A 20,526-nucleotide genomic window follows, 5' to 3' on the forward strand; every position below is an offset into this window, starting at 1 on the left:
TTCGATTAACAGGACTCAATCAAATCTGACAGTCGCATATGTGCCATTTCCGGACATTGATGAATATAATGTGTGAAGTCATAATTTAACCTCTTTGGCTTGTTTAAATCTTGCCATGAGCAATTCTTTGACTAATACTCGGGCCTTCTCTACATCAAATGCTCTAGCGGCATACCCTTTTGCAAGAATTTCTTGAGGTAAATATTCATCAAACTTATCTATGGCTTTTTCTGCAATAGCATCAGCTAAATCAATTGCTGATATGGTTTGAGCATCTCGAAAGCTTTTAAGAGCCCCGATGACATCATCAATTAAGGTATTCTCAACTTCTATAATTCCTGCAAATGCACCTGCTCCAAACCCTTTGTGTATAAGTACTGCAACGAGTGTATTTACAACTTTATCGCCGGCCCAGGGCAAAACAACGGCTGTATTGCCATACTGTAAGAAATGCGTACTTTCAAGTTTTGCAGTTTTAAAAAAGTCAGCACCTTCTTTGAAAAGTGCTTGAGCAACTGCATCACCAAATTCAATTCTTTGTTCACCAACTTGAACTCTGTAGTCACCTTCTTCCAGTATTTTAAGCATTTCTTGTCTCACTACATCATGTACAGCCATCCCTGAACCACCAAATTTAGGTGGTTTCCCTCCTTTTGCATGCTGTACTGAAATCACTTTTTTGTCTGTATCGACTAGCTCAACCACCCAACGTTTACCCGCAAATACAATATGTTGGCCCTCTAAAATAAGGCTATCTACGGGTAATGTCCCTAGTGTTTTACTACCCGTTATAATTCTAAATTCTTCAGGGGTTTTAAAAACGGCATAAAACGTATAATGATTTGTTATTTTTTCACCCATAAAACCTAAAACCAGTTCACCACTACCTAACTGGGTAATAAGATCTACCTTACCCATATGAGATAGCAAATCTTTAAAATGTGTAACAGTAACTTGTTGGAATGGACCGTCTTTACAAAGTAATACGTAGATTTGATCTGCTCTTATCCCCCCCCATTGCGCGATGAGAGCTAAAACTTGATGAAGTAATGTTGAAAAGTGATAGAGCGAAGTGTCTGCTGGTTCGTACCACTTACTTGCAACCAATAAACGTATCATCGCTAGCGATTGAACCAATTCAAGCCGCAGTTTATCTACAATACTCGATTTTTCTGTAAGGTCAGCCTCAGTTATCAGCATTCGCAAAATACTAGCGCCACCACGCCTACCTGAACGACCCATGCGCTGCCGTAAACTTGCAATAGAATGCGGCGCAGTAACTTGCACGACAGAGTTAACCTTGCCTATATCAATGCCTAACTCCAAAGTCATAGTACACACTGCTGTAGTAGGCATTTGATCTTGCTGAAGCCGAGCTTCAAGTGTTTCTCGCATTTCTTTGGCTAACGAGCCGTGATGTGGAAAAAACTCGTTAGGCACAGTGTTAATCTCACACATCTCAGCAAGAGTGGTCGCAATGCTTTCAGTGCGACTTCTGCTGTTTGCAAACACTAAGTGGTTCCCACCACGGCAAAGGCCATATAAATCGTTACATACGCTTTGCTCCGCAGTAACCGCCTCATCTATTACTACAGCGCTTTCAATGTATCCCTTCACTTGCATTTTTAACGTTGATGAAGACTGCGTTTGCTTTATTATTTTACAAGACAACGATTTATTGGGTCTTAAAGACGCCGGGACACTTTCTAAGTCACCTAAAGTGGCACTTAAAGCGGTTCTGGGTATTGGTGCGTTTACACGGCCAAGCAGATGCTCTAAGCGGTGCAGTAAGCTCAACAAGTGATGGCCACGCTCAGTACCAATAAATGCGTGAAATTCGTCTATAACTATATGCTTTAAATTCTGAAAAGCAGATTTTACCCAGCCACTGTCTCTTATTAATAATGACTCTAGGGACTCTGGCGTTATTAACATGATGCCAGATGGATTTCGTTTCAGCTTATTTTTTCGACCTTGAGGGCTATCACCATGCCAAGGTGTAACTTGTATGTCTAACAAGTCTGACAAGCTTTCTAGCCTTCGATCTTGATCGTTTATTAACGCCTTTAGCGGGCTGATATATAAAATACCTACACCGCTTACTTGATCTGCGATACTACTTATTGCAGGTAAAAAAAATGCTTCGGTTTTTCCTGCGGCAGTAGAGGCACTAATAAGCACATCAGTCTTTCCTGAGAGGATAGGGTCAATTGCTAAACATTGTATCTCTCTGAGTCGATCCCAGCCTTGTTTAAAAATCCACTGCTGAATGCGAAAATCAAGCCTTTCGTGTGCATCAATCATAATTTAAAATCAGCTAGCTCATCGTCCTCAGATTCAATTTCTAACTCTACATCGGAAGGCTTCTCCTCTGCAATATCAACATTTTTAATTAAGCTGTCCCAAGAAATACTTGGGTTTTGATCAATCACGGCAAGCATATCCAAAAACGCCTTAATCGTATTTCTTGGCGTTCTGAAGTAAGCGTCTCCAATTGTTTTACTGCAATGGACTAAAAATGCTTTAAGGGACTCGTCAGGAACTAAATATAGCGATTCATCACCTGATGCGAAAACATGCCTAAGGTTTTTAAGTAATATGAATAATTCTTCTGGCGTTAAACTTGCCAAATGCAATGCTGGAGATGAGTAATCAATAACACCAGCTTGCTTTGCAAACGTATTGCCAGCTAAACGAGATTGCAGCGCCTCATAGCTATATAACCCTTTTCTTGGATCAAGTAAAAACTCGGGTGTACCACCGAGTAAAAACCCTAAGTACTCAGCCGATCCTTGTAAGCAGTCGTTGAGTATTCTTAGAATTTGCTCGTAATTTGATAATCGTGCTTGGGTGCTATTGAGTTTGTATAAATTTACCATTTCATCGAGGTTAACTAATAACCCTTCATAGCCAGCTTGCCTTACAAATAAACTCATAAGCTTTAGAGAGTCATAAAACGACGCATCTGAGATAATACTTCTTATACCAAGATCTTTGCGAGCATCTGTTTTTGTTGCATACTCTGCTCTTAACCATTTTACAGCGTTGTTCTTAAGTTGCTCGTTATCTGTTTCATGGCCAGTCCAGTATGCTTCTATAACTTTTGCAAAGTCGTAACCACCTACAAGCTCAGAGAGAGACGCGAGCCTTTCGTGGATCACTGTGGTTATTTCCTTGCTTGTATTATCTGCTTCTTTTCGTGCCTCGGTAATAAACTTTTCAACAACACTGGTCAATGCATTACCATCAGGCTTATTACGAGTAGACATGTTTCTCATTAACTCAGAATACAAGTTTCTGGCTTGTCCAGATGATGCATGAATACGACGGTCAGGAGATAGATCTGCATTAACAGTAACTAACTTGCGCTCTAATGCTATCGCTCTTACTACACTTAAAAAGAATGTTTTACCTGAGCCGTATTCGCCAATAATTAACCGAAAAGCAGAGCCGCCCTCTGTCACTCTGTCGATATCTTTAATGAGCGCTTTAAGCTCATTACCACGACCTACTTGTATATGTTGTATGCCGACTTTTGGGGTAACACCCGATTTAAGAGACTGTATAATTGCATCGCGCTCTTTTGATCTGATTTTTTTTGCTGCCATTGTTATAACTCCCTTATCTCTTCGACTATTTCTTCATCAATGTATATATCACCGTCATCATCAATTACTGGTGCATCCACTAAATCAAATGACCAGTCATTAATGGTTTCTATAGCACCATCGACCATTAATTTTAGCTCACTACACATTTGAGCTACCTCTTCGCGACCCCATTGCGCTTTAGCACATAGCTTTTCAAACAACTGGCTATGAGCCTGATCTAATCCTTCAACTTCGTTTGTCAGCTCTGAGACTTCAATATAATCGCTTTCATCTTCATCTGAGGTAAAGATCTTTTCCAGCATATTTTTAGCTTCTGTTGTTTGGCTTTCATGAAGGGCTAAGATTGCTTCATCTAAGCTAAACTCTGATGAATTTTGACTTTTTGGCGCAAGCTGATGACTACTTGTAGTAAGCTGATGAATATCACTCGTGACAGACTCTTTATTCAACCCTAAATTCGTGTAGAGCTTCTCGATTTGTTTTACTTCTTTGTTATCGACGTTGCCATCAGCGAGCGCAATAGACAGAATAAACCGCTTCACAAATTCTATTTCTGTTTCACCTAAATTATTAAGTCTATTTTTTAAACCCGCATTATCCGATGGGGTAACTAATCGCCATGTAAGATAAGCCTTTAAAGAACGCTTTTCTGTATCCGTTAATTTCTCATCATGAGCAATTAGCTTTTCTAGCTCAGAACTTTCTGACTCATCTACAACCCCATCTATGTTTGCAACCATCGCACCTAAGCGAAGTGCGACACCCACTTGGTTAAATACATGACTAGGGACAAACTCTTCCCCATGCCCTGGAGTAAATAAGACAAGTTTGCCATCTAATCTAGGTTTTGCATGGTGGTAACGTAAGTCAGGCGCAATACCTATATCAGCAAGGCTCGCTAAGTTATAAATGAGGTCACTTTCCTTTTTATTTATCGCTTTTGGTACTGGTAAGTCTGTTTGCAACCAAAATTCAGATACATTTGTTACCCCACCATTTTCTAAAATAATAGCCTGAGCCCACCTCTTAAACTTTTCAATTAATGGTGATGGTTGACTACTAGCAATAGCGCGAGGCAGTAACATCAGTGCAGCTAAGTCATCTCTACTAGTGCCTGCTTTACCTAAGTAACGGCTACAACTAGCTAGTTCCTCAGCGACTTTATCAGCAATAGGTATTAGCTTTTTAATAGGGGCTTTTAATATGCTCGGGTCTGGTAAACTATCTAGTAAAATTTTAACGCTAGGAAGACTACCGCTGGCAGAGAAGTACTCAGCGTTTAATTTAGTTTTATTGGGCTTAACTTGCATTCCCTCAGGGAATTTTTGCTTGTAGTAAAGTTTAAAAAGTGAATCAAACTCTAAATCGCAGCGCCTAGCTGCGGTTTTTAAATTGTATTGGTCTGTATTTTTGATCCATTCAAGTGCCAACTCATCATCCACTTTTTCTGTGGCAACGATTTGCTCTGAAAGACGTAATTTAAAAAGTAGTGAATGACGTGTCTTAGGTAATATGTGTTTTTTACTTTTAAAAAATTCAGGTTTTAGTAAATACATAAATTCTAAAAAGTTTGCTGAGTAACCAGCAAAAGAGCGATTTGAAGCAAACACCTTGTGTAAACGAAGTACTTCATTAAAAATATCCTCGAATTGTTCATCTGCAACTTTATTGTCTTTGTTGTTCACAACAACAAATCTTTCAAATCCATAAAAGTACAAAAATACGAATCCTATTGGGGTATTAGCTGCGCTTCTGTCGGTTGCTAACCAGTCGAGATAGGCACCTCTACATTGCCTAGAAAGCCTGCTATAACTTGGCCAGTAACCAAGCGAATCATCAGTGTAATAACCCAGCTGATGCCCTAAAGGTGTTGATGCAGGTAAAATGGAGTTTATTAGCGCAGGGTCTGGGTCATAACTTCTCATAGACTCCATTTGCTCACCTATGTATATCAACCCCATTAGCTTACGCTTTTGTATAATAGTTTCTTTATTCTTATCAAGCCATTGGGCTTTTCTTGTGCTTTTAATGCTTATATTTTGAGGGGCTGCGCTCTCAAAAATATTAAATGTGGCGAGCTCATCTTCAGAATATGTCGCACTATCAGCACTTTCTATAATTGGGGAAGGTGTATTAACAGCAGTGATGCGTGGCTTTGGAGTTGTCTCCTTTGAGGTTGCTAATTCATTAGTTTGTTCGTGTAATTCAACGCTTACTGATGCTTTATCAATTTTAATAGATTTTATTGGGCTGATTGCATCATTGGATAGAGCAGATATAGAAGACTTAGAGGCTGACGTATCATGAGTGCCTTTTATGTCCGAGCTTGGATTATCTAATACTCGAGGCTTTGCTTTATTTGAATTTGAGCGTGAACTGGTAATTAACCAAATTATCAATATAACAACTGCAATTATAAAAATGAATTCCATGTAACATCCCTTTAAAAATGGTTGGTACCATTTTGGTATTTAAAACTCCATCGGCTACTAACATATTACTAAAAAAATCAGAAATGTATAATATTGCTGCTAGCTAATTGCAATTATTCTTAATCAAACAATAAAATCGTCTTTAATAAAGCTTAATCCATAGCTAGTGACTGACTGCTCATCGCTCATAGCTGCCTGTCAGATTAAATCTAAACCTATTCGTCAAAACTGCAAAATCAGATATGAGCTACTACAGATAAAGAGAATGCAACTCTCACTTATAAGTAGATAGTAAAGGTTTATAATTAATAGAGTGACTACCAGTTTTGCATTTCTATTAGCCGAGATTCTGTACGAGCATATTCAAATGCTAACTTTTGACCTTGATATAAATCAGCAATGCCAACCTCGCTACTCAGTATCAATAACTTGCCACGGTCGTAAAATTCATCCACTAAAGCAATAAAGCGTCGCGCTTCATCGTCTAGTGTATGTTCTTTTAAATCTTGTTTTTCACGCTGATAGCTATCTTCAATACCATGCACTATTTGCTTACCTGTCGCCGCAGCGCCCATTACTGGTACATTACAAATATATACACGCTGATAGTACTTTGCTAAATGAATATAATCAGCGGTACTACGCGGGCCTGAGCACAACGCCATAAAATCAAACATAATGGCATTATTGCTGAGTCTTAAACACGCTAGTTTACGCCCGTAAATAGTAATATCAGTTGCTGTTTGTAAGTTATCTGCAAAAGCCAAAAAATCAGCGTCCAGTTCAGAGTTAGCCGAGCTGTTAAAATAATGAGTCGCGTGCTTTCCAAAACGAAATCGGTGGTCAACAGGACCTGTGACATTAATAATATGACAATGCGCTTTAATTAACGCTATGGTGGGTAAAAAGCGCGCACGCTGCAAGCCGTTATAATAAAGCTGCTCAGGTTGACAATTTGACGTAGCAACCAAAACGATGCCTTTGGCAAACAAGGCTTTAAATAACCCAGCCATGATCATAGCATCGCCAATATCAGAGACAAAAAACTCATCAAAACAAATTAGTCTCAGCGTTTCTGACCACTCATTGGCTATTTTATCCAGCGGGTTTTTAACCCCTTGCAACTGTCCTAGGCGAGTATGTACTTGAGCAATAAAATGATGGAAGTGTAGCCGTGTTTTTTGTTTAATAGCTACAGTCTCAAAAAACACATCCATTAGCATCGATTTACCCCGTCCAACAGGTCCATACAAATAAATGCCCTGCAAAGATACCGATTTTTGCCACCAATGATGCGGTTTATCAATGGCAATTGCGAGATTGTCTAGTGCATTTACCGCTGCTAATTGGGCATCATCAAATTGCAATTTACCGGTGGCTATTTGCTGTTGATAATATGCTAATATTTGTCCGCTGTGTACTGTCATGCGTTATCACGATCCGTTATACTCGCCGCCATTGTAGTCGACTAGAAGTGTGAACCCAATGAAATTCCCTTGCCGCCTAGATAAATTTATTAGCCATCTAGCAGAAACGCCACGCACCAAAGCGAGGGCAGGAATAAAGCGTAAAGATGCCAGCGTAAATGGCGAGGTGATCTGCGCTTATGATCATCCAATCACAGCAACTGATGACGTATTGTGGCAAGGTAAGCCGCTAGTTTTTTTAGGTAAACGTTATTATATGCTGAATAAACCGGTCGGTTATGTATGCGCTAACAGTGACGAGTTACACCCAACGGTATTTGATTTACTCGATGAACCTAACATGAGTGATTTTCATGTTGCAGGTCGGCTTGATCTCGATACGACTGGACTTGTGATCATTACCAATGATGGAGATTGGTCACATAAAATCACCTCCCCAAAACATAACAAATTCAAGACTTACCTAATTGAAACGCAAGAACCTCTAACGGATGATGCGCTGGAAAAACTGCGCCAAGGGGTGCAATTACACAACGAAAAAGAGCTAACCAGACCCGCAATTGCTGAGCAACTTGCCACATACCGTATGCGTTTGTCGATCTGCGAAGGTAAATATCATCAGGTTAAACGTATGCTCGCCGCAGTCGGTAATAAGGTAGTTGAATTACATAGAGAAAAAGTAGCAAATATCGAGCTTGATGAGACCCTTGCCAGCGGAGAATATCGACTCTTAAGCGCAGCAGAAATTTTACTTTAAATTACCTACAGTGGAAACTTGAGTAAAAATCACGTCTAATTCCGTTATTATTGTTAATTAAAGCTAACATCTAGCCGACAAACATGGTAGAAAATCATGGTCATAACAATAATAAGGGGCTCGATGTGCTGTCAGGTTTAGCATTAAGAACTAAAATAATCTTGTTCGCTGGAGCAATGTTTATAGCACTCAATGCTATAGCATTACTGGGCTTACAATCTCTTCGTCACGCTAGTGAAAACGATAATATTGCCCGTATCAATCAACTCATGAAAAGCACGACAAATATTGTCGAGCAATTTGAGTTACTTGCTAAAAATGGGCAACTAACCGAGCAACAAGCGCGTGACTTTGCCACGCAAATGTTGCGTGAAAACAAATACCACGACAGTGAATATGTCTACGTAGTGAATGATAAACTCGACTTTATTGCTACACCTCACGATCCGCAGCTACACAACACCAGTTTTAATGATTTCAAAGATGCCAGCGGTAACAGTATTGGTCGTATGGTTGAACAATTAGTCGGTAATCAAACCAACAAAATTATTACCTATCATTGGGATTCTGTCCGTGATGGTGAAACCGTTGACCTAACCTCTGTGGTGCAAAAAACCCCTTACTTTGGTTGGTATGTTGGTACCGGGATCAGCGAAAAAGAAGTTGATCAGCGTTACTGGAATACCGCTAAGTGGTTACTAGGCTTGTCACTACTTATTGCCCTTGCTTTAACTGCTGCAATTGCTCGCTTTGGTATTTCTTTAAGCAACGCGTTAGGCGGTGAAGTCACTGAGGTAATTGGTATTGTTAAGCAAGTTTCTCGTGGTAACTTAAATTCGCATATTCGTACTGACGCCCAACCTGAAAGCATTATTGCTGCCATGCACTATATGCAACAAGGGCTACGGGGTGTAGTTGGCAGTATTAAAGATGTTACTGATAGTCTAAAAAATCAGAGTTTAGATAACGAATCCCGCTCAACTGAGCTTGATAAACTGACCCGCAGCCTAAACGAAGAAACCCATATGGTCGCATCAGCTATCACTGAGCTAACAGCCTCTGCGCAAACAGTGGTTGAGCATGCCGAGCAAGCCGCCTTTTCAGTACAAGAAGCCGAAAGCCAAGGACAAAATGCCAGTCATTTAACTGCTGAGGCAGCAAATACCATAGCTCTTTTAGAGCAACAAATTGACAGCGCTGGTAATAACATCCAACTCCTTGATGATGAAGTAAATAATATTGCAAATGTGCTTACTGTTATTCAAAGTATTGCCGAGCAAACTAACCTGTTAGCACTCAATGCAGCCATTGAAGCTGCCCGTGCTGGTGAACAAGGAAGAGGCTTTGCGGTCGTTGCGGATGAAGTACGTCAACTAGCGCAGCGCACGCAAACTAGCACAGAAGAAATTCGTACTATGATCGGTAAATTACAATCCGCCACGAAAGATGCAAAAACTTCAGTTAACTTAAGTATTGCCACCAGTGAACAAACCGTAGCGAAATCTAAAGATGCCAGTGAAGAGTTGCAGCGTGTTGCTGCATCTTTGAGTGCCATCGCACAAATGAGCCATCAAATAGCCATTGCAGCTAAAGAGCAGCTCGATGCAGGGGAAGACACAGCAAGACGCATTGTGACCATCTCTGACACCGCCTCACAGACCGCAGACCTATCGCATCAAGCCCATGCTGCAACGGACTTGATAAAAGGACTGACGAGCGATTTAGAAGCTGAAACAGGCAAGTTTAGATCCTAGTAATTGGTTACCTAAAATTAAAAAGCCCGCGTTAATTACGCGGGCTTTTTAATTGAATTGATTAAGTTAAGATTTAATTTGTACTAAATCAAAATCAGCCATACTTGGTACTATCATTTGTAATCGTGATTCGGTGACATCAAGCGAGTTTAAACATTCACAGTATTCTGAGGCTTTTAACTCTAACTGTTGAGCTTTTTTCTGCAGTGACTTATCGATTTCTTTTGAAATAATATCCATGCGCTGTCCCATGTCATTAATACGATCTTCAATATTACCTTCGCGGGACTTAAATGCATCACCTAGAGAAACTAAAATAGCGCCGAGAGAGCCATGAACGGCAGAGTGAATTTTTTGACTGATCTCTTCGGTAAAAAAATCATCAATTTTAGATAGTGATTGTGGGGCAATAAAAAAGAAATCATCACCGCGTTTAAATTTATCCATTAAAGCGCGCTCAACATATTGCAGTTGCGTTTTTAGCACTTCCGACTCTTTGTCCGACATACCTTCAACAACTTGCTCTATCGCACTTAAGCCAAGATTAACACCGTCAGTTGCCAACTCTACCAACTCAGGCACCGTATCGCGAATACCCGCGCTAAACTGTTTTAACACTAGGGTTTCATCTGACGTTAGATCAATCCAATAGCCACGGATAAATAGTTGATTATCATTATTTATTTGTACGCGGGTTTGGCCCTTATCAACAATACGAATGACATCATCAGTGATGATCAAACCATGCCTTAGCTCTACTTCACACACGGCTTTAGCGCTGACATTAAGACTTGATAGTGCTATGGACATCGCCAATATCGAACGAGATAAAAACGCCATAAACACCTCAAAAAGACTAAAAATGGAAGGCGGCTAGGTTAACAAAAAACCAGTTTTATGCAAGAGAAACTAGGCCCTAGCTTCTAGGGCCTTGTAGTTAACATTTAAATTGGTGATCCTGGTGGAATTGGTAATGCAGTAAAATTTGTAGGCCAATTGCCGGTAGCCAGAAACTGTTTAATTTGATCGGCTAAGTATTGCTTAAACGCACTTTCACCAACATCAGCACTGCTAAGTAAAGACTCTTGCTGATACGCCTTACTCAGTTTTACTAAGTAATAACGCAACTGAGCTTGCACCTCTGGAGCAACTTTATCACTGGCGACTAAATCAGCAAACTGCTTTGCTGTTAATAACTGCACCCGCTGAGTGATTTTACCTGCCATGCCTTTTTTGCTCTGAATCAAAAACACCTGCTGATAAACTTTTGCAAGCAGTTCATCTAAGCTAAAAAATGCATTACTGCGCGCTTGTTGCTGTGCTAAACGATTTAATCGTTGGCTATTTAGCAATAACGCTAAACTATGTTGTGCAGCCACTTCGGGTAGCGCCATTGCATCTAAGGTTAAGCCAGTGCGGCCAACAATGCTTTCTCGACTTTTAGATTCGCCATAGGCCTTGGGTGGAATTAGCGCTAACACTGATTCTGGTAATACTAAATTGTCAGCATTTAGGGTCGCTAAGATGGCCTTTAAAGCGAGCTGTTGAGTTGCCTTTGCAACAACTTGTGCACCTTTTACCATACCTTGACCACGTACTTCGTAATCATAATCAACACCTGCAATCAGTTTTACAGCAGACTCGACCTGATAACGATGGAATAAATACAGCGGCACCAGCATCTCTTCTAGCTGAGATAGTGAGGTTCCTTCTTTGATATTGTTAATACCAAATTTAGCGAGTGCTTGTTGTCTTACGTCAAGCACTCTTAATAGCTCTTCACTTGGCGAACTGCCGTTATCCCATAAATGTGCTGTTGGATGCGCGCCACCTTGCGCTCGTGCATCACTATCAGAAATAAACTCCAGCCCTTTAGCTTGGTTATCCGCTAAAATTGCACTTAGTTCTGCATCTTCATCAAGGTTACGAAAATCACTGTAACCGTACTTTATAACTTGCGTATCCCACTGCCCCATACCTTGTGCATAACCTCGGCTCACATCGAGTTCACCTTGGTCATTAAAGCCCACTAGTGGGTGCGGATAATCCATCACCGAAGCACGATCAGCCACTGATGCAGAGAAATTATGCGCTATACCAAGTGTGTGACCAATTTCGTGAGCACTGAGCTGGCGAATACGATCAAGTGCCATTGCTTGTAACGTTTTTGCCACTTCATTACCTTTTAAATAAGGCGCTGCAAGTGCTTCAGCAATTAAAATATCTTGGCGCACACGCAGTGAGCCTAATGTAACGTGACCTTTTAAAATCTCACCTGTACGCGGATCGATCACCGAGCTGCCATAAGACCAACCGCGCGTTGCACGATGCACCCACTGGATCACGTTATAACGCACATCCATAGGATCGGCGTTATCTGGTAACACTTTAACAATAAATGCATTTTTATAACCCGCTTGAGAAAACGCATCATCCCACCATTTTGCGCCATCGAGTAACGCTGTTTTTACCGGCTCTGGTACACCAGGATCTAAATAATAAATAATCGGCTCAACGGGTTCGCTAATAGGTAAGCTTGGGTCTTTTTTCGCTAGACGATGACGCGGGATATAACGTACCAACATTGATTCACTTAATGGCGCGGCATAATCTTTATGTTCAATACTCCAATAACCTGATTGCGGATGAAACGCACGTGGCGTGTAATTATCATCAGGTAACTGTATTAAAGAGTGATGCATATGCACGGTTAATGCGTAAGGGTCAGCACTGACCTGACGAATATACTCACCCGGTTGAGTGCCATTAAATGTCAGCACAGCTTCAAGTTCAGTATTTTTCATAAACGCTTTTGAGCGATCCATATTTACTGCACTGCGACTTTCATCAAGGCTAAAATTGCCTTGTTTACGTGCAGCAAGCGTTCGACCCACACCATGTACATCGCTCAGTAAATAGGGCGTGTAATCAATCAATACAGCTTGCGGGCTTTGTGCAACCACTTTAAAACCCGCTAAAATACTTGATGCAAAGGCTTCTTGAATACTTTTTTGTTCGGCTTTATTGCTGGTATTTGCACGGTAGTAGGTATTAATAGCCCGTAACATCACTTTATCGCCAAAGCGCTCAAACTGTACAAGATGCGTATTGCCTAACTGGCCGCGATCAAGGCCAATATCGTTAGAGCCGACACCATAAGGCAAGCTTTGCTGTAATAAAAATTGCTGCTTGAGTTTATCAACTTTTAAATAAATTTTACCGTTTTGAGTGTCGTAATAAAAAGAGAAGTAGCCCGGAAAATGATTCATTTGTTCAGTAAAATCATTAATAGACTTAATTGCTGCGTGCGCTTGGGTTATCATAGTTAGCAACACAGTAAAGAGTATGTAACGTATCAATGGTATTTTTTGCATAATCTTATCTTTGTTATTCGCGTTTTAAATACGGTTAAGGTGTGTCCAGTATAGGATGTTGCACCTAAAATACAGTTATTTAAGACGAAATTCAGCGCTTGCTGTGATGATCCCTCTCACCCTATGATTATCATGGCCCATAACGTTATCAGGAAAATAGAATGCGTAGACTACCTCCGGTATTACTTGAAGACGGTTGCCCTAGAGAGTTAATCTCATTGATCAGAACGATTTTAGCGGCCTGTAAAGAAATTTCATTCCGCGTCGGCCAAGGTGCCCTGTCCGGTGTACTAGGTTCAACGCTTGATGAAAACATTCAAGGCGAAACACAAAAGAAACTCGATGTTCTGACCAACCAACTACTTAAAGATATTTTACTGGAGTCAGGCTACGTAAAAGCGATAGCCTCAGAAGAAGAAGACTACACCGTAGCTGGCAACCCAAATGCAGAATATATCGTTGCGTTTGACCCACTTGATGGCTCATCAAATACCGATATCAATTCACTGGTTGGTACTATTTTCTCAGTAATGAAAGCGCCTGAAGGCTCAGATCCTGCAGATCAAAGTATCTTTATGCAGCCGGGTAAAAGCCAAGTCGCTGCGGGATATGTATTATATGGCCCATCTACAGTGCTTGCATTAACGACTGGCAAAGGTACACGTTTCTTCACGCTAGATAAAACACACGGCAGCTTCTTATTAACTCAAGATTTTGCCCAAGTACCAGAAGAGACCAACGAATACGCCATCAATGCGTCAAATCAACGCCATTGGCAGCCTGCGATGCAAAACTACATAAATGACTTAATGGCTGGCGAAACAGGCCCACGAGCGCGTAACTTTAACATGCGCTGGATTGCCGCCATGGTCGGTGATGTTCATCGCGTGTTATGTCGCGGTGGTATTTTTACCTACCCAACCGACACTAAAGATCCAAACAAACCAAATAAGCTACGCCTACTTTACGAAGCAAACCCAATGGCTATGCTGATCGAGCAAGCCGGCGGCATCGCCTCAACTGGCACAGAACGTATTATGGATATTCAACCCGACGCTATCCACCAACGCGTAGCGGTGATTTTAGGTTCGAAAAACGAAGTAGAAACCTGCTTGGGATATCATAAGTAATAGACTTTAGGATAGAGGAGCTAGGTAAAAGGCTCTAGGAAAGTGATTTCCTCAGGTAACAATCACATCGTAGGCGCGGCTTTATGCCGCGTTTTTTATTTACAGCCATATCAAGGCGAAGTTAGCCGCAATATCCCTAGAACCAAGCCCCTACTAACTTGCTAATAATTCAACCAACTTCGCCACTTTACTCTTATCAAGCTCGCCCATTTGTTCGCTGTTGCTGAGGGCATAAATAATCCCTTCGACGGCGCTATAGTCGATGTCGGTTCTAGATTCTATAACATTCGCCCACAACTCCAGGTCGTCTAAATCAATCTCATCTGCTTGGCAGCGAGTGAGCACATCAAGAACAGTTGCAAGCGTCAATATATAAATTGGGCCTTGGTTACCTATTGTTGATGCAACAATGATACTTATGGCCTCGTCTTTGTATTTACCAAAAGTGACAAATTCTGCTAACGCTTGTGCTCTGTTCATTTTTAATTATCTGTTATCCTGTAACTGACTATTTCATTGAAGATTAAAATATATCTAATGACTATTTTAGCCTGCTCGCAATGCCAAGCTACTCTTAACTGCAATGTTGATGATATCAATGCCTGTTGGTGCAATGAGCTGCCTGCTATTTTACCGCTTGATAGCACAACCACCAGCTGTTTATGCAGAGATTGTATCTTGGCGAAAATGAACCAATTTCTAAATACTCTCTATAAACGCCCTCTCAAAGAACAACTTACTTTCGCAAAGCCTTTTCACAGTAACGATAATTTAATCGAACACCTCGATTATGAAATGCAAAATAGTTATATGGTATTCAGTCGTTGGTTTTTCTTAAAGCGCGGAAAGTGCTGTAAAAACAACTGTAAAAACTGTCCTTACAAAAACACTTAGATATTTATTCAAAATAACGGCATAAAAATACAAATAAAGCATGACGAAAAGAATAAAAATACACTATAATTGGATATAAATTCACTAAATATCCAATGTATTTTGTTTAAATAATCAACTTGGCTTGATTTTTAAGCATAAAATCACTGTAACTTATTCGGAAAATGAACATGAACACCTTTAGGCCAGCACTTCTTGCATCAGCTGTTTCTGCTATTTTATTTAATAGCCACCATCTTGCTGCTGCGCAGTCAACGACCCAAGCAGAAAAAGCAATTGAAACAATTCAAATTACCGCGACTCGTCGTGCGGGCTCAGTGCAAGAGGCACCACTTAATATTACCGCCCTTGATGGTGATGTGATCAAAGATCAAAACATTGGTGATCTTGAAGATGTGGCACGCTGGGTGCCAGGTTTAACTATTTCTGATCAAGGTGGCCGTGAAGGTTCACCAATTATTGTCCGTGGCTTAAATACCAATACTTCAGATCGTATTTCTGATGGTGGTACAGTTGCCACTTACGTGGGTGAGATTCCACTTAATATTGATTTACGTTTAACAGACGTAGACCGTGTTGAAGTGCTTATCGGTCCACAAGGTACATTATACGGAGCGGGAACATTAGGTGGTGCAATTCGTTACTTATTAAAACAACCTCAGCTCGATATTACCGAAGGCCAAGTCACTGGTGATGTGTTTAGCTTAAACGAAAGTGACGGCACTGGCGGTGAGTTGGGTTTAGTATTTAATACGCCGTTAATTGACGATGTATTGGCTATTCGCGCTAGCGTCAATTACTACACCAACCCAGGTTATATCGATTATAACTTCGTAGTACAAAACCCAGGCGTATCAAACCCAAACCCTGATTTTACCAACCCACAAGATGTCAGTGCTAACTTGCGCAGTGTCAGTGATGTAAATGATGAGCAAATTACCACAGGTCGTGTATCACTTCGCTGGCAAGCTAATGAAGCTGTAGAGGCAACGCTAAACTATTTTTATCAAAAACAAGAAAATGGCGGTAATTCTACATCGCAATATAATTCATTAAGTGACAGCAGTGGCCTACAAGGGATGGTTGGCCAGTATGAAAATGCCGCGCGGATACTTGAGCCTGGTGAAGAAGAAAACGACTTATTAAGCTTGGAAATTAAAGCGGATTTAGGTTTTGCTGAACTTGTATCTGCCTCTGGTTGGTCAAGCTATGAGCAATCTGGACAACGTGATCAAACTGATTTGCTTTACGACATATGGACTGGTTATGCAGAATTTCCAGCGTTTGTTGCGCAAACCTTGGATACATCAAAACGTGATAGTTTCACTCAAGAAATTCGTTTAGTGTCTAACTCTGATAGTGCTTTTAACTGGATTGTCGGTGGTTACTACAACAAGCTTGAAACTCACTCAGACGATCGCGAATACACACCCGGTTTAACTGAGTTTTGGGGCGATGATATTCCTAATCTACAACAAGATCTCGAGTATATTTTAGTCAGTGACTCTGAAACCACTGAAAAAGCACTATTTGGTGAAGTAGGTTATGCGTTTACCGATCAATTCAATGTAACCCTTGGTGCGCGTTTTTACGAATATGATGTATCCACTACTTCAGGCTCAGCCACACCGTTGTATTCAGGTGATTTTTCATCATTAGATCAACTTGCAATGGTGAATACGAGCGCCAGTGATAACGGTAACTTATTTAAATTTAACGCTAATTACACTTTTGAAACTGGTGTACTAGCCTATTTTACCGTTAGTGAAGGCTTTAGGATTGGTGGTGGCAACGGCCTAGCTCCTTGCCCTGATGTGTTACCTGAACAACAAATTGTCTGTGCTCTACCAAATGAAATTGGTTATGAACCTGATACCACTGTAAATTATGAACTTGGTTTTAAATCGAGCTGGTTTAAAAACCGCCTACACTTTAACGCGGCATTATTTAATGTTGATTGGAAAGACGCGCAAATCGGTAGCACAACCGTAAATGGTCAGGAGTTGATTACCTCAAATGCAGCTACTGCTAACTCTAAAGGGGTTGAAGTTTCAAGCCGTGCAATCATCGCGGATAACTGGACTGCTTATGCCACATACGCTTATGCCAAAGCGCAATTAACTGAAGATTCTCCTGATGTATTTGGTGCAGGAGTACAAGGCGGTGAAGATGGCGACCGCTTGCCAGGTGCGCCTGAGCATCAATTCTCGTTTGGTCTGCGTTACGAACAAGATGTATTAGATAATAAACTTTTAAGCGTAAATTACGGTATAACAGCACAGAGCGATACGATCACTAAAATTGGCTTAAAAGCTGATGGTGAAACGCTTGCAGGCTATGCCTTGAGTAACTTATCTGCCAAGCTAACCGGTGATATGTGGTCGGCCACTCTCTATGTTGATAACTTATTCGATAAGTACGCGTTCACCTCTGTACGTCGAGATAAGTCTTGGATTGATTCGAAAGAACTTCCTGAACTACAACGTGTGTATGGTCACTACACTACAACACCGCGTACTATCGGCATGAAGTTTACGTATAACTTTGAACTGTAATAACGGTTATCTATAAATTAAAAAAGCCTTGGTGTTTTACGCCAAGGCTTTTATGCTTATTGCCATGCTGACATCGATACAAAAAAACCTACAACAACAAATTGAGCACGCTATTAATCATAGCAAGCTTAATGACGCGCATTTATTACTGATCAGTAATATTAAAAACACACCAGATGATCACTTTAGCTATTTTTTGCTGGCGCAAGTAAATGTTGCAGCAAATGATATAAGCAAAGCAAATAAACTCTTAAACAAAGCGATTAGTATTACGCCCCTACCTTTATATTTTGCTCACTCAGCCAAGTTTGCCGTACTGCGCGGGCAGCTGTTAGATGCGCAGCAATATATAACTGAAGCAATAAAACATCCATATTATGAAGTTATTGAATGCGATTTAATTGCTAATGTACTGACTCGTTTAGGCCATTATCCACTGGCGCTCGAGTGGCAATTACGGGCCTATCAACAAGCCCCTAACAATCCGCAAATAAGTTATAACTTAGCTGTGGCCTATAAAATCATGGGGCAATTGAATGATGCTATACAGCTACTGCGTACACTTACAGAGTTACATCCGCAGCATCTTCAAGCTCACTACTCGCTCGCTGAACTTAACAATAACAAGCAGGCTAAGCAGCATTTACAACAGCTGTTAACTTTAACCGAATACGCTAAAACGCCGATGCAGCAACAATTTCTGCACCATGCGATTGCACTCAATTACGAGCACTGCGCTGATTATAAGCAAGCCTTTGCCCACTTTACTACAAGTAAGCAAGCGATCTGTCAGCATGTAAAATATGATGCGCAAGCTCACAAAGCATTTTGCCAGCAACTAATAACCTTAAGTCACGAGTATACGCCGCCCTTAAGCGACAGCGATTTTACCCCGATATTTATTGTTGGTATGCCGCGCTCAGGGACTACTTTGCTAGAAAAAATAATGAATCAATCAGATTTGGTGCAAGGTGTTGGTGAACTCAATGATATTGCCCAGCTTTGCCAAGGTAATAATGCTCAGGCATTAAATAGCGTGGTGCTCAATGATGCATATAAAAATGCTGCGTTAATGGCGCAGTTGAGTCAGTATAAACAGCGTATTAGTCAACTAGTAGCACCACAGCTACGCAGCTGCGACAAACAGCCATTTAATTTTTACTATATCGATTTAATTTTAGCGGCTTTCCCGAAGGCTAAAATCATTTGCATGCAACGAGGCCGAAAAGCTAGCTGTATAGCTAATTACCGCCAACTGTACAGCCCAGCCAGTGCGTTTCATCACTATAGCTATAACCTGCAAGACATCGATAGTTTTTATCAAGATTACAGCTCTTTGATAAATCATTTTGCAGCAAAACACCCGGATAATGTGATGATTATGCAATACGAAACATTAGTATCAGAGCCAATCACAAGCACGCAACAGCTCTATGATTTTTGTGATTTACCTTGGCAAGTTAAGTGTCTGGATTTTCATAAACAACATAGCCCGTCGGCAACAGCAAGCAAAGTACAAGTACGCCAGCCTCTCAATAAAAAAGCCATTGATTACTGGCAGCACTACGGATTTGCGTTTAACGCGAAGGACAGGGACCCGTTTCGATAGGTAGTTCGTCTCGGCCGCCCCACTCACTCCATGAGCCGTCATAAACATGCAGATTTTCATATCCACACTCATCGGCAAATAACGCCAAGATACATGCAGTAACGCCGGAGCCACAACTAAATTGCAAGGTAGTTTGCAGATCTGCTTGATCGCCAAGTACAGCCTCGAAAGCAGCTTTAATGTCAACGAATGGTTTTGCTTCGCCATCATCCAATAATTCAACAAAAGGTAAAGCGCGGCTATTAGGAATATGGCCGCTGCGCATCCCAGCTCTCGGCTCTGCCATTTCACCTAAATAACGCTGATAACCTCGTGCATCAAGTAGTACGGTATGTTCATCATCTATGCCCTGAAAGACTGCAGCCGCATCAATAAAGTAACCAACTCGCGGTTTGGCAACAAAGTTACCTTTATGATAATGGCGACTATATTCAATTTGCGTTAAATAACCCAACGACTGCCACTTAGCAAGGCCACCACTGAGTACTTTGACATTATCAAAGCCCATGGCTTTAAACATCCACCAACCTCTTGCAGCACTAAATAAGCCTTGGTCTTCGTAGATGATAACTAAGGAATCTTTATCAACCCCCATTAACTGCATCTGCTGAGTAAATTGCTCCGCACTGCACATGGTATGCGGTAGCGGATTGTCTTGATCGGCTAATTGCTTTTTAAAGTCAAAACGCTGTGCATTTGGCAACTTAGCCTGCGGTTTATACTCACCCAGCTTACCTGGGCGCACCATGCCAGCATCAAAGATAACCAGCTTTGGGTCGTTTAAGTGCTCGTTTAGCCATTGGCAAGTTACTATGTTTTTCATTGTGTTCCTTTACTTCTGTTACATATTACTAAGCCTTCTCTACCAGAGCCTATTATTAAAATAGTTACGGTACATTTTGCACAATAATTTTGCCAGCTTCTATATACACTGTAAATTACTTAAATTATCAAGAATAAACTAAAAAATATTTTTTCTACAA

General features: G+C 40.9%; 14 protein-coding genes. 6 read left to right on the top strand and 8 right to left on the bottom strand.

From position 1 onward, the window contains the following. Positions 1–78: 78 nt before the first annotated feature. The 4 genes from H5200_RS16020 to zapE all read right to left on the bottom strand — a co-directional run bounded on the left by H5200_RS16020 (position 79) and on the right by zapE (position 7,470). The gene (locus tag H5200_RS16020) at positions 79–2,304 is read right to left on the bottom strand and encodes a DEAD/DEAH box helicase (RefSeq protein ID WP_182761843.1); all 2,226 of its coding nucleotides are present in this window, start codon (positions 2,302–2,304) and stop codon (positions 79–81) included. After that, positions 2,301–3,608, bottom strand: a complete 1,308-nt coding sequence (locus tag H5200_RS16025) for an ATP-binding protein (RefSeq protein WP_039488422.1) — start codon at positions 3,606–3,608, stop codon at positions 2,301–2,303. The genes H5200_RS16020 and H5200_RS16025 overlap by 4 nt, the downstream gene beginning before the upstream one ends. Before the next feature lie 2 nt (positions 3,609–3,610). Continuing rightward, positions 3,611–6,043 carry a TerB N-terminal domain-containing protein gene (locus H5200_RS16030; RefSeq protein ID WP_182761844.1) on the bottom strand — a complete coding sequence of 811 codons (2,433 nt, stop codon included), beginning with the start codon at positions 6,041–6,043 and terminating at the stop codon, positions 3,611–3,613. Between the two features lie 317 nt (positions 6,044–6,360). After that, positions 6,361–7,470 (bottom strand): cell division protein ZapE, encoded by a 1,110-nt coding sequence (zapE, locus tag H5200_RS16035; protein WP_182761845.1) that lies wholly within the window; start codon positions 7,468–7,470, stop codon positions 6,361–6,363. A 58-nt stretch (positions 7,471–7,528) separates the two neighbouring features. On the opposite strand from zapE, the gene rsuA reads away from it, so the two are divergent. Further along, the gene (rsuA, locus tag H5200_RS16040; RefSeq protein WP_182718326.1) at positions 7,529–8,227 is read left to right on the top strand and encodes a 16S rRNA pseudouridine(516) synthase RsuA; all 699 of its coding nucleotides are present in this window, start codon (positions 7,529–7,531) and stop codon (positions 8,225–8,227) included. Positions 8,228–8,310: 83 nt separating this feature from the next. After that, complete coding sequence (locus tag H5200_RS16045; RefSeq protein WP_182739842.1) at positions 8,311–9,981, top strand: methyl-accepting chemotaxis protein; 1,671 nt, start codon at positions 8,311–8,313, stop codon at positions 9,979–9,981. Positions 9,982–10,047: 66 nt separating this feature from the next. Here the strand turns inward: H5200_RS16045 and H5200_RS16050 are convergent, their stop codons facing one another. Both H5200_RS16050 and H5200_RS16055 read right to left on the bottom strand, forming a co-directional pair. After that, positions 10,048–10,821, bottom strand: coding sequence for a YggN family protein (locus tag H5200_RS16050; RefSeq protein WP_149983146.1), 774 nt, complete (start codon positions 10,819–10,821; stop codon positions 10,048–10,050). A 104-nt stretch (positions 10,822–10,925) separates the two neighbouring features. Beyond that, complete coding sequence (locus H5200_RS16055; RefSeq protein ID WP_182761846.1) at positions 10,926–13,355, bottom strand: zinc-dependent metalloprotease; 2,430 nt, start codon at positions 13,353–13,355, stop codon at positions 10,926–10,928. Positions 13,356–13,516: 161 nt separating this feature from the next. Between H5200_RS16055 and H5200_RS16060 the strand changes: the two genes are divergently transcribed. After that, positions 13,517–14,485: a class 1 fructose-bisphosphatase gene (locus tag H5200_RS16060; protein ID WP_145234740.1), complete on the top strand. Its 969-nt coding sequence runs from the start codon at positions 13,517–13,519 to the stop codon at positions 14,483–14,485. A 153-nt stretch (positions 14,486–14,638) separates the two neighbouring features. Here H5200_RS16060 and H5200_RS16065 read toward each other — a convergent pair whose 3' ends face one another. Further along, complete coding sequence (locus H5200_RS16065; RefSeq protein WP_182761847.1) at positions 14,639–14,965, bottom strand: hypothetical protein; 327 nt, start codon at positions 14,963–14,965, stop codon at positions 14,639–14,641. 57 nt (positions 14,966–15,022) lie between these two features. Between H5200_RS16065 and H5200_RS16070 the strand changes: the two genes are divergently transcribed. From H5200_RS16070 to H5200_RS16080, 3 genes are all read left to right on the top strand, one after another. After that, positions 15,023–15,379 (top strand): DUF5522 domain-containing protein, encoded by a 357-nt coding sequence (locus tag H5200_RS16070; protein WP_182761848.1) that lies wholly within the window; start codon positions 15,023–15,025, stop codon positions 15,377–15,379. A gap of 170 nt (positions 15,380–15,549) precedes the next feature. Then, positions 15,550–17,934 (top strand): TonB-dependent receptor, encoded by a 2,385-nt coding sequence (locus H5200_RS16075; RefSeq protein WP_182761849.1) that lies wholly within the window; start codon positions 15,550–15,552, stop codon positions 17,932–17,934. Between the two features lie 64 nt (positions 17,935–17,998). Beyond that, positions 17,999–19,543 carry a tetratricopeptide repeat-containing sulfotransferase family protein gene (locus H5200_RS16080; RefSeq protein ID WP_259398499.1) on the top strand — a complete coding sequence of 515 codons (1,545 nt, stop codon included), beginning with the start codon at positions 17,999–18,001 and terminating at the stop codon, positions 19,541–19,543. Here H5200_RS16080 and H5200_RS16085 read toward each other — a convergent pair. Continuing rightward, positions 19,512–20,366, bottom strand: a complete 855-nt coding sequence (locus H5200_RS16085) for a sulfurtransferase (protein WP_182718334.1) — start codon at positions 20,364–20,366, stop codon at positions 19,512–19,514. The genes H5200_RS16080 and H5200_RS16085 overlap by 32 nt on opposite strands. Between the last annotated feature and the right edge of the window lie 160 nt (positions 20,367–20,526).

Origin of the sequence: Pseudoalteromonas sp. SG43-7, from assembly GCF_014164295.1 — a bacterium.
Taxonomy (GTDB): domain Bacteria; phylum Pseudomonadota; class Gammaproteobacteria; order Enterobacterales; family Alteromonadaceae; genus Pseudoalteromonas; species Pseudoalteromonas rhizosphaerae.